This is a genomic window from Vogesella oryzae (assembly GCF_902829295.1).
Lineage (GTDB): Bacteria > Pseudomonadota > Gammaproteobacteria > Burkholderiales > Chromobacteriaceae > Vogesella > Vogesella oryzae.
The window spans coordinates 39,813-52,898 of sequence record NZ_CADEPL010000003.1; the positions used below are offsets into that span (position 1 = coordinate 39,813).

Below are 13,086 nucleotides of genomic sequence, written 5' to 3' on the forward strand. Positions count from 1 at the left end.
AGCAGTGAACAACACCTGACAGAGCACAACCTATTTAGGAGCACTCCCATGACTGACCCGCGTTTTGACGCTAGCCGCGTAATCCGTGCCCCGCACGGCACCGAACTGCACTGCAAGAACTGGATCGCCGAAGCGGCCTACCGCATGATCCAGAACAACCTCGATCCGGACGTGGCGGAAAACCCGCAAGGTCTGGTGGTGTACGGCGGTATCGGCCGCGCGGCGCGTAACTGGGAGTGCTTCGACCAGATTCTGGCCAGCCTGAAAGACCTGAACGAAGACGAAACCCTGCTGGTGCAATCCGGCAAGCCGGTAGGCGTGTTCAAGACCCACGCCAACGCCCCGCGCGTGCTGCTGGCCAACTCCAACCTGGTGCCGAAATGGGCCAACTGGGAACACTTCAACGAACTGGACCGCAAGGGCCTGTTCATGTACGGCCAGATGACCGCCGGTAGCTGGATCTACATTGGCTCGCAGGGCATCGTGCAGGGTACTTTCGAGACCTTCGTCGAAGCCGGCCGCCAGCACTACAACAACGACCTGTCGGGCAAGTGGATCCTCACCGCCGGTCTCGGCGGCATGGGCGGCGCGCAGCCGTTGGCCGCCACCCTGGCCGGTGCCTGCTCGCTGAACATCGAATGCCAGCAGAGCAGCATCGACTTCCGTCTGCGTACCCGCTACGTCGACAAGCAGGCGCGCGACATCGACCACGCGCTGGAACTGATCAAGGAACACACTTCCCGCAAGGAAGCCGTGTCCATCGCGCTGCTGGGCAACGCCGCCGAAATCCTGCCGGAGCTGGTAAAACGCGCCAAGGCCGGCGGCATCAAGCCGGATCTGGTGACCGACCAGACCTCCGCCCACGACCTGATCAACGGCTACCTGCCGATCGGCTGGAGCGTGGAGCAGTGGAAAGACGCGCAGACCAAGCCGGAACTGCACGCCCGCCTGACCGACGAAGCCGCACAGAGCTGCGCCGTACACGTACAGGCGATGCTGGACTTCCAGGCCATGGGCATCCCGACCGTCGACTACGGCAACAACATCCGCCAGGTCGCCTTCGACAAGGGCGTGAAGAACGCCTTTGACTTCCCGGGCTTCGTACCGGCCTACATCCGTCCGCTGTTCTGCGAAGGCAAGGGCCCGTTCCGCTGGGTGGCGCTGTCCGGCGATCCGGAAGACATCTACAAGACCGATGCCAAGATCAAGGAACTGTTCCCGGACAACAAGCACACCCACCGCTGGCTGGACATGGCGCGCGAGCGCATCAGCTTCCAGGGTCTGCCGGCACGTATCTGCTGGCTCGGCCTCGGCGAGCGCCACCTGGCTGGCCTGGCCTTCAACGAAATGGTGAAGAACGGCGAGCTGAAGGCCCCGATCGTGATCGGCCGCGACCACCTCGACACCGGCTCGGTAGCCAGCCCGAACCGCGAAACCGAAGCCATGAAGGACGGCACCGATGCCGTGTCCGACTGGCCGCTGCTGAACGCGCTGCTGAACACCGCCGGTGGCGCCAGCTGGGTATCGCTGCACCACGGTGGCGGTGTCGGCATGGGCTACTCGCAGCACTCCGGCATGGTGATCGTGGCTGACGGCACCGACGCCGCCGCCGAGCGCCTGGCGCGCGTGCTGGTGAACGACTGCGGCTCCGGCGTAATGCGCCATGCCGACGCCGGCTACGAGCAGGCGATTGCCGCTGCCAAGCGCTTCGGCCTGAAACTGCCGATGATCAAGTAATCCGCGTGCGGCCAACCCACAAGGTTGGCCGCCACAGGCTGCCGAGAAAGTGTGTTGTTCAGGCGCTGCCGGGCCGATCCAGCTAAGTAGTTGAATCGGCAGCCTTCTTGGTTACAAAACAAAGCGATTGCGGCCAACCATGCAAGCATGGCCGCAATCCGGAAACATCAGTCGCGGCCAACCTGCGCCGCGCAAAAGGAAAGACCATCATGACCACCATCACCATTACCCCGGGCAAGCTGACGCTGGCCCAACTGCGCCTGATCGCCCGCGACGCCTCCGTGCAACTGGCACTGGATCCGTCCGCCCACGCTGCCATCGATGCCTCCGCCGCCACCGTGGCGCGCGTGCTGGCCGAAAACCGCACCGTGTACGGCATCAACACCGGTTTCGGCCTGCTGGCCAACACCAAGATCGCCGCCGACGAGCTGGAACTGCTGCAGCGCTCCATCGTGCTGTCGCACGCCGCCGGTATCGGCGAGCCGATGAAGGACTCCACCGTGCGTCTGGTGATGGCGCTGAAGATCAACTCGCTGTCGCGCGGCTTCTCCGGCATCCGCCGTCTGGTGCTGGAAGCGATGATCACCCTGTTCAACAAGGGCATCTACCCGGTAATCCCGCAGAAGGGTTCCGTCGGCGCTTCCGGCGACCTGGCCCCGCTGTCGCACATGAGCGCGGTACTGATCGGCGAAGGCGAAGCCTTTGTCGACGGCAAGCGCGTGCACGGTGGCGACGCCATGCGCGCCGCCGGTCTGGAACCGATCGTGCTGGCACCGAAAGAAGGTCTGGCACTGCTGAACGGCACCCAGGCGTCGACCGCCTTCGCGCTGGAAGGCCTGTTCGCCGCCGAAGACCTGTACGTCGCCGCTTCCGTGGCCGGCGCCATGTCGGTGGAAGCCGCCCAGGGCAGCCGCACCCCGTTCGATGACCGCATCCACCAGGTACGCGGCCACAAGGGCCAGATCGACGCCGCCGCGCAATACCGCGCGCTGCTGGGAACCGGCTCGCAAATCGCCGACAGCCACGCCAACTGCGGCAAGGTGCAGGACCCGTACAGCCTGCGCTGCCAGCCGCAAGTGATGGGCGCCTGCCTGACCCAGATCCGCCAGGCCTCCGAAGTGCTGCTGGTGGAAGCCAACTCGGTGTCCGACAACCCGCTGGTATTTGCCGACGACAACGACATCCTGTCCGGCGGCAACTTCCACGCCGAGCCGGTAGCGTTTGCTGCTGACAATCTGGCACTGGCGATTGCCGAAATCGGCTCGCTGTCCGAACGCCGCATGGCGCTGCTGATCGACAGCAACCTGTCCAAGCTGCCACCGTTCCTGGTGAACAACGGCGGCGTGAACTCCGGCTTCATGATCGCCCAGGTGACCGGCGCGGCTTTGGCGTCCGAAAACAAATCGCTGGCGCACCCGGCCTCCGTTGACAGCCTGCCGACCTCCGCCAACCAGGAAGACCACGTGTCGATGGCGACCTTCGCTGGCCGCCGCCTGCGCGACATGGCCGACAATACCGCCGGCATTCTGGCCGTCGAGCTGCTGGCAGCCTGCCAGGGCGTGGACTTCCGCGCGCCGAACAAGGCAGCTGAAACGCTGGAAAGCGCCAAGGCCATGCTGCGTGAAGAAGTGTCGTTCTACGACAAGGACCGCTACTTCGCGCCGGATATCGAAAAGGCCTGCGCCCTGATCCAGCGCGCCGAGTACAACCGCTTCGCCATCCCCGGCCTGCTGCCGTCGCTGTAAGGGTGGGGTAGCTTGCGGCCAAGGTTGGCCGCATTGAATGTGTAAGGGCAGATCATTACGATCTGCCCTTTTTTCATGCTAGTGGTATGATCAGGCTGTCCGCTTCACCTACCTGACGGATGGTGAGGCCTAATTAAGAGTTAGGTTTTCAAATGTCATCATTCATTGTTGATTTTTGGTCAGGCACATTTAATTTGCTCTCAAAAATTTCAGTATTTTCACTTGTGCGAAAGATTGCTCCATCCGCAATTAATGCTCGTTTCGTGGATTTTTGGGTTCTTGGCCATTTATTATTTTCTGTAGTAGCCATATTTATTGCCGTTAGTTCTCCCTATCCGCTAATCGGGTATATACTGATGAGTTATGGTTTTCTAAGAACATTTGAAATAGTAGTTTACCAAACGAATGTTCTACTTTTTGATGAATACCGAGTAGTAAAATCAGGTGGTGAATATCATCTTGAAGGATATCGTCGCATAGTCTTATTACTGCTACATAACTACTTTGAAATAATATTTTGGCTCGCATGCACATACACAGTTATGACGGAGAGTTTCGATCATAAGTGGCAACTTGGCACAGGTACTGTTCTGGGTGGTATTTATAGTAGTTTTATAACAATGACGACATTTGGAGATTTTGATTTATCACCTAAGTCAAATTTGGCGGCAATTGTACTTCTTTTCCACGCTACGGTTGGACTATTCATGACTTTGTTGAGTCTCGCTAGATTTATTAGCCTTATTCCGGCACCAAAAACACGAGATGCAGTAGAGAAAAAGCAAATAGAAAATTCAAAGACCTAATCTTTCATCCAAAGTTTATTTCATATGCCTCACATTTCTTAGATTAAACTTTATTAAATAACAGGTTGATCACAAATATTATAAAAAATTCGACATAACAGCTGTTATGCAAAAACAAGGTTGGCCGCAAACCGTCACGGGTTTGCGGCCAACCTTGTTTCTATCTGGGGTATCCGCTATGCGGATGTTTTTATCTGCCGCATTCCGCGCTGACTGAGCGAGGCAAGCGCAGTGTCGCGAAGGAATGGGCGGGTTACCTTCTTTTGCTTTGCCAAAAGAAGGTAACCGAAGACAAGGCGCCCCGACGGCGGTTCGAAACCCCGGGCCAATCGGCACGCCCCAGGCGCCGCCGAACTCACCGCGTGCTAACGTCGTGCGGCTCAGACAAAGCGGCGGCTTAATACCCGGGGCGCACCGTTTCGCCCGGCTCGCGCCAACGGGATCGGGCGAGTTGGTCCGATGCTGCTGCAAGCAAGGCTGAAATGCAGCTTGCCGTAACACAATCGCCTGCTTAGGCGATACTGTGAACAGGATTGAAGTTGAGGTGCCATCGCAATTGAACATCACCAGATTACTGCCGGCATTGCTGGCCGTGTGTGCCAGCCTGGCGGCGCAGGCGGCCGAGATTGTCAGAGTCGGCTTTCCCGAAAGCATTCCGCCGTGGGTGCGGGTCGATAACCGGCCGGGCATCGCGGTGGAGCTGCTGACCGAGGCGCTGCGCAGCGAGGGGGTAACCGTCGAGCCGGCGTTCTTTCCCTTCAGCCGCCGCGTCAGCGCCTACCGCCTGGGCGAGCTGGATGCGTTGTATGACGTGTCGCCGGCGTTGCAGCATCAGCACCTGTTGTATGGCTATACCAGCCGGGCGCTGCATAGCTTCAACAATGTGGTAATCGCCCTGCAAAAGCGGCAGCTGAAACTGGATCGGTTGCAGGATATGCAGCCATTGCGGGTGATTGCCTGGGGCGGGGCGCAGGCGGATATTCCCGGTGGCTATGATGTGGAGCAGGCGAAGGCGGCGGGCAAATACAGCGAGCTGGACAACCAGACCACGCAGCTGCAAGCGCTGTTTCTGGGGCGCTGCGATGCGATTCTTGCCGACCGGCTGATTTTTGAATGGAACCGCCACCAGCTGGGCGGGCAACAGCCGGCTGTCAGCATGTATCCACTGCTGGCGTCCAAGGCGGCCACGGTGCTGTGGCAGGACCCGACCATGCGGCAGCGCTTCGAGAACGGCCTGCGCCGCATCAAGCAGGATGGCCGCTACGATGCCATCTACCACCGCTACCAGAGCGAACCTCAGCCTTGAGCTTCTGCCGCCTCCGTGGCGGCTGACCCACGCAATCGGCAGCAGATTGGCGGTGCTTGATGGCCATCGCCTGCCGGCTGTGTCAGGGTCGCGGTGAGTTTTCGTAGCGCGAGCGGGCAAGCAGGGCCGCCGTGTAACATGCCGCGGAGCTTGCGGCCAACCTTTTTCATGCTACGTCTGTGGTGTGCTCAGGTTTTGGCGGACATCGCGGCGCGCCAGTATTAGGCGGGTCTGCTCACGCCGGTTTCAGCTCGCCGCTCTGTACCCTGGCCAGGTCTTGCTGGAATTGCTGGTAGCTGGCCGGCGAGAAGCGTACCGCCAGTACCAGCATGCCCAGGCTGGCAATGCTCATCAGCATCCAGATGTAGGACAGGTCGTTGAAGACTTCGCGCAGGCTGCCGGCCGTCAGCGGCACCAGGCTGGCAATGACGAAGCCGCCACCTTGGACGAAGGCGGTGAAGTTGCCGGCCAGCGTCGGGTCTTTCAGATGGTCCATGGCCACGATGATGGACAGCGGGAACAGGATGCCGATACCGACGCCCAGCAGCGACACGGCAAAGTAGGGGGCCAGCAGCGGTGCCGCGATCAGCAGCAGGAAGCCGGCAGCCACCAGCAGCAGCGAGGTGAACAGCAGGCCGCGACGGTCGGGAAAGCGGCTGATGGTAAACGACAGCCACAGCGCCGTCAGTGCCTCGACGATAGTCAGCACCGACAGCAGCAGGCCGGCGGTCGCCTTGCTCAGACCGAGGCCGATGTAGAACGGCGAGACCCACGCCATCGCCAGCATGAAGGCGCCGGTGCCGATGCCGAAGAACAACAGTAGCGACCAGCAGCGGGCGATGCGCCAGAACGGCACGCTGCGGGTGGTGGCCTGTACGCTGCTGCGTGCCTCGTACTGGCTGCCATGCGATGCGAGCAGCCAGAACACGGTTGCCAGTACCGCGGGCAGCGACCAGCCAGCCAGGGTGGACAGCCAGCCGAACTGATCTTCCAGCCACGAGGCGGTGCCGGAGCCGATGGCGGCACCGGCCACAATGCCGGTGGAGTAGAGGGCGATCACGCTGCTGGTACGGGCGCCGAAATTGCGCTTGATGAAGCCCGGCAGCAGCGCCTGGATCACGGCAATGCCCAGCCCTACCAGCGCAGCGCTGAGGAACAGGCCATTGCGGTCATCTGCCCACAACCGCAGCAGGCAGGCAACGCCGATGAGGATACTGCCGGTAGTGATGCCGCCGCGTTCGCCAAGCGCCTGGCGGATGCGTGCGGCGTAGATGGCGCCCAGCCCCATCATCAGCACCGGGATGGTGGTCAGCAGGCTGATGCCGACCGAGGTGACCCCGGCGTCGTGGCTGATGGACTGGATCAGCGGGCCGATGGCGGCGATGGCCGGTCGCAGGTTAAGCGACAGTAGCAGGATGGCCAGCAGCAGCAGGATGCCTGCCGGCTTGGTGTGTTGAGTCATGACGATTCCTGTTTGAACAGTGGGTAGAGTGCGCGGTGGTACGGGGCCACCGCGCAGGGTGAATCAATAGCGGTAGTCGGGTTGGCGCAGCAGCGCGGTTATGCGCGGTTCGATCAGTGGCTGGTAGACCTGCTGTTGCCACTGTGCCGGTGTAACCGGTTGCAGATCGATCGATACCGCTCCGGCGCGGCATGACAGCTCTTGTTGCAGTAGCTGCACCAGCGATTGCTGGATCCGCTCGCGTGCGGCAGCGGGGAGTGCGGTATCGAAGTAATGAATAACGACATGTGGCATGGCATGTGCTCCGGCTCAGTCCAGTACCGCGGCTTGCATGGCGGCAATGCCTTCCGCTTTCAATACGGCGTAGTGGCCGACGGCCAGGTCGTGCCATTGGATGTTCAGGCCAACCTGCTCGCCGCCGGCGATGAAGGACGGGCCGTCACCGCTGGCCCGCCAAACCGAAATCGGGCAGCGCAGAGGCTTGCTGGCCAAGTCGATCTGGTAATCCGGGGAGTAGGTCACGGTGACAACATTGACGATGGCATCGATCAGGGTGCGGTCAATGGTGGGAAATTTCTCTTCCACAAACCGGATGAAGGCCGTGCGGTTGTCTACACGCTGCAAGCAATCGGCGTTCAGGGCCGGGTTAATGTCGTGGGCGAATACCGATAGCAGGATGCTCAGGAATGCCGGGTTGGCAAACAGTACGCTTTCATCGCGGCTGACCGGTTCGGCGTAGGGCAGCTGTGGCGATCCTGGCGCCAGCAATACCAGCTGGCTGACAGTTTCTCCTTGCTGTTCTAGCTGGTGGGCCACTTCATAGGCGACGCGGGCACCAAAGGAGTACCCCCACAGGTTGTATGGGCCTTTGGGTTGCAGACTGCGGATCAGCCGCATGTCCTCGCGCGCCATGGCTTCGATGCTATTGAAGGCGGTTTCACCGGCATTGATGCCACGAGACTGGATGCCATAAAAACGGCGTTTGCCAGCCATGGCTTCACCTAGTAGCCGCAAGTTCATCGGGTAACCTCCCAGTCCCGGCCAGCAGAATGTGGCAAACGGACTGTCCTGTCCGGCCAGCGCAATAGCACGGCTGGCTGTTTGCCCGTCACCGGTGTTGATGACGCGGGCCAGCTTTTCGATGGTGGGCGCACTGAAGAGCACCTGGATCGGTACCTTGACGGCAAACTGGCGGTTGATGGCGCGGGCAATGGCTACGGCCTGGATAGAGTTGCCTCCCAGCGCAAAGAAGTCCGTGATGACAGAGACTTCTTCCAGCTGCAGGATCTGGCACCAGATCTGGCTGATAGCCTGTTCAGTTGTATTACGGGCGGCAACATGGGGTTGTTCCTGATCGGCCAGCTGGAAATCGTCGTGCTGTTTCAGGGCTTGTACATCTACCTTGCCGGAAGTGGTGTGCGGCATCTTGTTGATGATGGCAATGCGACCGGGAACCATGTAGTCGGGCAGGCTATTTAGCAGGTCGGCGCGAATCAGCTCGGCAGGGCCTTTCATGTGAACCGCGTCTTCATCCATGCCCTGGTGGCGGATTTGTGCCGCACTGACTTTGCCGAGTAGGCAGAAGTAGCTCGGTCCTGCACTGCGGCCGGCATCACTGACAATGTCGTTCAGCCGCAGAGCGGTGGCGAGGTTGTTGCCGCTTTTGGAACTGTAGCCGGAAGACATGGTGCCCAGGCCAAGCCGGTTCATCTGTATCCGCTGCAGGCTGCGGCCTAGGTCGATGTAGTACCGCCAAGATGCTTGGTGACGGTTGACGAAGGAGAGGCCGCCACTGGCACGCTGGTAGACCTGCTGGTTGATGGCAATCACATGGCGCTGTTCGATCAGATGGTTGGATACCTTGTCCAGCTTGCCCTGGCGGTACAGGTAGTTGCCATCGGTCAGGTCGCGGATACGGCCTTGCTGGGCCTGGACATAGATATCGATGTCAAGATCGTCAATGCGATTGGCCAGCGGGACAATGTCGTAACTGCCGAGGTACTCGTGCTCCTCCGGGCAGTCCAGCCTTGGTATTACATCAGGGGTATGCAGACCCTGGCCGATGGCGTAACCGTAGTCCGGCAGAATATGGTCAAGCATGCCCAAGATATGGCCGCTTTCCATTTCCAGTACTTCAAGGATGTTGTTCTTGTAAACCTCGCGTACGGCCGGAATCTTGCCGGCAAAGTGCAGCCGTAGACGGGGTTCGTGGGCATTGCTGTCGGCTTGTTTGTACAAACGGTGCTGCAGCGGATGGTAGTAATAATAGCCATCAGGCAGGCCTGCAATCCGGTTCAACTCGATATACACCTGGGTCGCGTAGAGTGCGCCAGGCGATGCGTAGCCAAACTTCGGCAATAATCGCTCTTCACTGCCGAATTGCCCCAGATAGCGCAGAATTTCACCCAATATGGTGGGGGTCAGATCAGCCAATCCGGCGGAGGTTACCGCTTCTGGCTGTGCGGCCAGCAGTTGCAGGATATCGGTGGCGGTGACGGGGCCGCCGTGGAAAAAGCGGTAGGTCTTGCGGGCGAACACCCGCTCACGCTGGGCGGTGGTTTCCTGTTGTCCCGGTAGGGCAATCTGCTGTTTACCGGCCAGATCGGTATCGCTGCGGAAACCGCCTCCTGATAGCTGGGCCTTGATCTGGTGACGGCTGGCCTTGGTCTGATGATGCATTTCGGCGTTACCCTGATCCATCAGTTTCGCTTCGTTCGGGTTCAGCTCCACCGCACCGATCAGCTGGGTATGACCATTGCGCGGGGAATCCTTGATGAAGACAGCGGCCGACTTCACCCAATCATGGTTTTCGATGGCAAGCCGGATCTCGTCCAGTTCGATACGGTAGCCTCGGAACTTAACCTGGTTATCGGTGCGGCCAACAAAATGCAGGATGCCATCCTGACCGGTCCTGACCAGGTCGCCGGTGCGATACATCCTTTTCGGCGGGGTATCTGCATCCGGTTGCAAGAGAGGGAACTTCTCCTCGGTTTGCTCTGGGCGGAACAGGTAGCCATTTGCCAGCTGGGCTCCGCCGATGAACAGCTCTCCGGTCTGTCCAGGAGGCACCGGTACGAGTTGTTCATCCAGTACCTGGCAATAAAGCCCAGTCACCGGCAAGCCGATCGGCGCGATCTCCCACTCCTGCTCCAGGCTACGTTGGTCAATCCGATAATGTGTGGCATTGATGGTGCACTCGGTAGGACCGTACAGATTGATCAACCGGCAGTCCGGAAGTATCTGCAATAAATTCCTGGCCAATTTGCGTGATAGCCCCTCGCCACCGCTGAACAGGCTATGGAGGGTGTCGCAGTTGGCGAAGGCGGGTAATTCGCTTAGTGCTTGCAGTAGAGTCGGGACGCCTTGCAAGGTGGTAACGCCGTGTTGCCGGATCTGGCTCACCAGCATTTCCGGATCACGGTAGACACCGGGTAGTCCCATGACTACGCGGGCACCGCAACACATGCCTAGCAGCTCCCACTGTGCCGCATCAAAGCTGACCGGAGTTTTCTGCAGGATGCGGTGGCCAGGCAGTAGATAGCCTTCGTGCGTGAGCCAGGCCAGTTGATTGGCAATCGCCTGCTGCGAAATGGCTACGCCTTTGGGTTTGCCTGTTGTACCCGAGGTGTAGATCACATAGGCCAGGTCTTCGCCATCCTGTTCGAGCAAGTCGGTCAGTACTTGATCGACCTCGGCAATGCTTGCCGGTGTGACATCGTCGATGTTGAACAGACTGACTCCCGGCAGAAGTATGCTGGCCAGACGTTCGTGGCTGCGATTGTTGGTGAGCACCAGTTTGACCTTGGCATCACTCACCATATAACTGAGTCGGTCTTGCGGATAATCGGTTGCCAACGGCAGATAAGCGGCTCCCGCAAACAGGATGCCCCATGTCGCAAGTGGCAGGTCGGCAGAGGCATCGATAAACAGACCGAGGCAGTCGTTATAGCTCACCCCTTTTTTGCGCAGAGCTGCCGCAATCCCGATGGCGTGCAGCAGGGTGGTTTCATAGCTGTATTCTTTTTCCTGGTCGGCAATCGCGATATCGCTTTTACAGCGATGCACCTGTGCCAGCAGCATTGCCGGCAGCGTGTGCAGATAGGGGCCGGGTTGGATGTAAGAAGATTGGATATGTTGTTGCAGGAATGCCTGCAAGGTATGCATCTGAGTTGACATGTGATGTGCTCGGGATGGTTTTGGATGGTGACGTGCTGCTGTCAGCAGCTGTTAGCAACAGCTGAATAAACGCCCAAATCCATCTAACTGGTCATCAATGCCGCTCATGCGAAGTGCATGCCAGTACAAAGCTGTGTTGTTGGCAATCACTGGTTTTCCGGTCCACTGTTCAGCGGTCTCGGCAAAGCCGGCCATCGGTACATTCGTGCCCACCTGCACAATCACTTGGACACCCGGTGCATTGGCTTTTTCGACTGCGGAGCGCAGATCCTGGTGGCTTACTTCCGAGATGCGTGAGGGGCTTTGGCCGCCAAGGTTAGCCAGGGCAATAACTTCATAGCCCTTGTCATTAAAGAACTGTGTGACGGCATCGTTGCCGATCTCGGTGTAGGGAGAGATCAGGCCGATATGGCGAAGGTTGCCCAATCGAACCAAGGCTTGTTCGATGGCATCGGCACTGCAGGTGATGCCGACGCCTTCTGCCGTGTCCTGCAGCTGCGCCAGCATTTGCGTATGCGCTTCAATACCGTGCCAGTACGCATCCGGAGACACCGCCACGATGATGCGGTCCAGCTGGCAATCTTTCAGGCTCTTGATGGCGGGTGCTGTCGAGCGGCGCATGGTCTGAATCACGCTGTTGAAACCGGGCTCCTCAATCAGTGGCTCGTCCACAATGACCATCCGGCCCACATGGTTGGTCACGCCACGTGGCCGCATGTCGTCCATCTCCGGTTGGGCCGAGGTATTTGTCGATGGGATGACCACGCCAATGCGCAAGCGGTGGCCGAGAATTTTGTTGGCATTATTCATTTTTATCTGTCCTGTCCTTGGCAAACGGTGCAAATCGCGGATTCCCAGGAAAAATGTCATATGGGTTGACCGCAACCGAGCGGCATCTTACATTATCTGGAACGATCATTCCAAATTTGATTATTCATTTTGAATTTCCGGTTTATCCGGTAACCAAGGACAAGGTAATGAACACGACACTCCCCACGATCGCGGTATTAGGCTGCGGTTTGATCGGCGCTCCTGTCGCACGCAATCTGGCGAACAAGGGTTTCAAGGTAAAAGTCTGGAACCGGACAGCAGCCAAGGCACAGGTACTGGAGCAAGACAATCTGCAAGCATGTGCCAGCGTAGCCGATGCTGTTCGTGATGCTGCTTTCATCGTGACGGTGCTGAAAGACGGCGACAGCGTTGCCGCCGCCATGACTGCCGGTAGCGGTCATTTCTGCCCGGGTGCCAAATGGCTGCAGCTCAGTACGGTAGGGATTGATGCGGCCAACCAACTGGCGCTCTTGGCAAGTCAGCAGCAGTTGGTGTATTTCGATGCGCCGGTTCAGGGTACTCGTCAGCCGGCCGAGCAAGGTCAACTGATCATTCTGGCCTCTGGTCCCCAAGCCGGGCGGGAGGGCGTACAAACCGTATTTGACGCCATTGGCAAGCGCACGCTATGGGTGGCAGACGAGGCCGGCCAGGCAAGCCGCCTGAAGTTGGCACTGAATAACTGGGCCTTTACGCTAACTCACGGGCTGGCAGAGAGCTTGGCGTTGGCCAAAGGTTTGGGGGTTGATCCGGCACTGGTCATCGATGTGGTGAGTAACGGGCCGATGGACTGTGCCTATTTCCAGCTTAAGAGTGCTGCCATGCTGTCAGGTAATTACACGGCAAGTTTCTCGGTTGCCAATGCGGTGAAAGACAGCAGGCTGATTCTCGATGCGGCTAGTCGAGCCGGCTTGCATGCCGAGGTTGCTGCAGCGGGTTTGCATCGCTTCGAACGCGCTCTTGAAGCCGGCCATGGCGACCAGGATATGGCTGCCAGTTTCCTGGCTTCAGACCTGCACGACTGAG

At 59.2% G+C, this 13,086-nt stretch carries 9 protein-coding genes; 5 read left to right on the top strand and 4 right to left on the bottom strand.

All coding sequences use genetic code 11. From position 1 onward, the window contains the following. The first annotated feature begins 48 nt into the window (after positions 1 to 48). The 4 genes from hutU (at position 49) to HU218_RS01555 (ending at position 5,594) form a co-directional block, all read left to right on the top strand. Complete coding sequence (gene hutU, locus HU218_RS01540) at positions 49 to 1,737, top strand: urocanate hydratase (protein WP_174873167.1); 1,689 nt, start codon at positions 49 to 51, stop codon at positions 1,735 to 1,737. 209 nt (positions 1,738 to 1,946) lie between these two features. Continuing rightward, the gene (hutH, locus tag HU218_RS01545) at positions 1,947 to 3,482 is read left to right on the top strand and encodes a histidine ammonia-lyase (RefSeq protein WP_174873168.1); all 1,536 of its coding nucleotides are present in this window, start codon (positions 1,947 to 1,949) and stop codon (positions 3,480 to 3,482) included. A gap of 152 nt (positions 3,483 to 3,634) precedes the next feature. Then, complete coding sequence (locus HU218_RS01550) at positions 3,635 to 4,288, top strand: hypothetical protein (protein WP_174873170.1); 654 nt, start codon at positions 3,635 to 3,637, stop codon at positions 4,286 to 4,288. A gap of 523 nt (positions 4,289 to 4,811) precedes the next feature. Next, on the top strand, positions 4,812 to 5,594 hold the full coding sequence (locus tag HU218_RS01555; RefSeq protein WP_174873172.1) for a substrate-binding periplasmic protein: 783 nt from the start codon (positions 4,812 to 4,814) through the stop codon (positions 5,592 to 5,594). Positions 5,595 to 5,829: 235 nt separating this feature from the next. On the opposite strand, the gene HU218_RS01560 is transcribed toward HU218_RS01555, so the two are convergent. The 4 genes from HU218_RS01560 to HU218_RS01575 form a co-directional block, all read right to left on the bottom strand. After that, positions 5,830 to 7,056, bottom strand: coding sequence for an MFS transporter (locus HU218_RS01560; protein ID WP_174873173.1), 1,227 nt, complete (start codon positions 7,054 to 7,056; stop codon positions 5,830 to 5,832). A 63-nt stretch (positions 7,057 to 7,119) separates the two neighbouring features. Then, on the bottom strand, positions 7,120 to 7,350 hold the full coding sequence (locus tag HU218_RS01565) for a tautomerase family protein (RefSeq protein ID WP_174873175.1): 231 nt from the start codon (positions 7,348 to 7,350) through the stop codon (positions 7,120 to 7,122). 15 nt (positions 7,351 to 7,365) lie between these two features. After that, positions 7,366 to 11,232 carry an amino acid adenylation domain-containing protein gene (locus HU218_RS01570; RefSeq protein WP_174873177.1) on the bottom strand — a complete coding sequence of 1,289 codons (3,867 nt, stop codon included), beginning with the start codon at positions 11,230 to 11,232 and terminating at the stop codon, positions 7,366 to 7,368. 51 nt (positions 11,233 to 11,283) lie between these two features. Further along, a complete protein-coding gene (locus tag HU218_RS01575) occupies positions 11,284 to 12,042 on the bottom strand; it encodes a maleate cis-trans isomerase family protein (protein ID WP_174873179.1) in 759 nt (252 codons plus the stop codon). Between the two features lie 65 nt (positions 12,043 to 12,107). Between HU218_RS01575 and HU218_RS01580 the strand changes: the two genes are divergently transcribed. Next, positions 12,108 to 13,085 carry an NAD(P)-dependent oxidoreductase gene (locus HU218_RS01580; protein ID WP_217450680.1) on the top strand — a complete coding sequence of 326 codons (978 nt, stop codon included), beginning with the start codon at positions 12,108 to 12,110 and terminating at the stop codon, positions 13,083 to 13,085. Position 13,086: the final 1 nt, after the last annotated feature.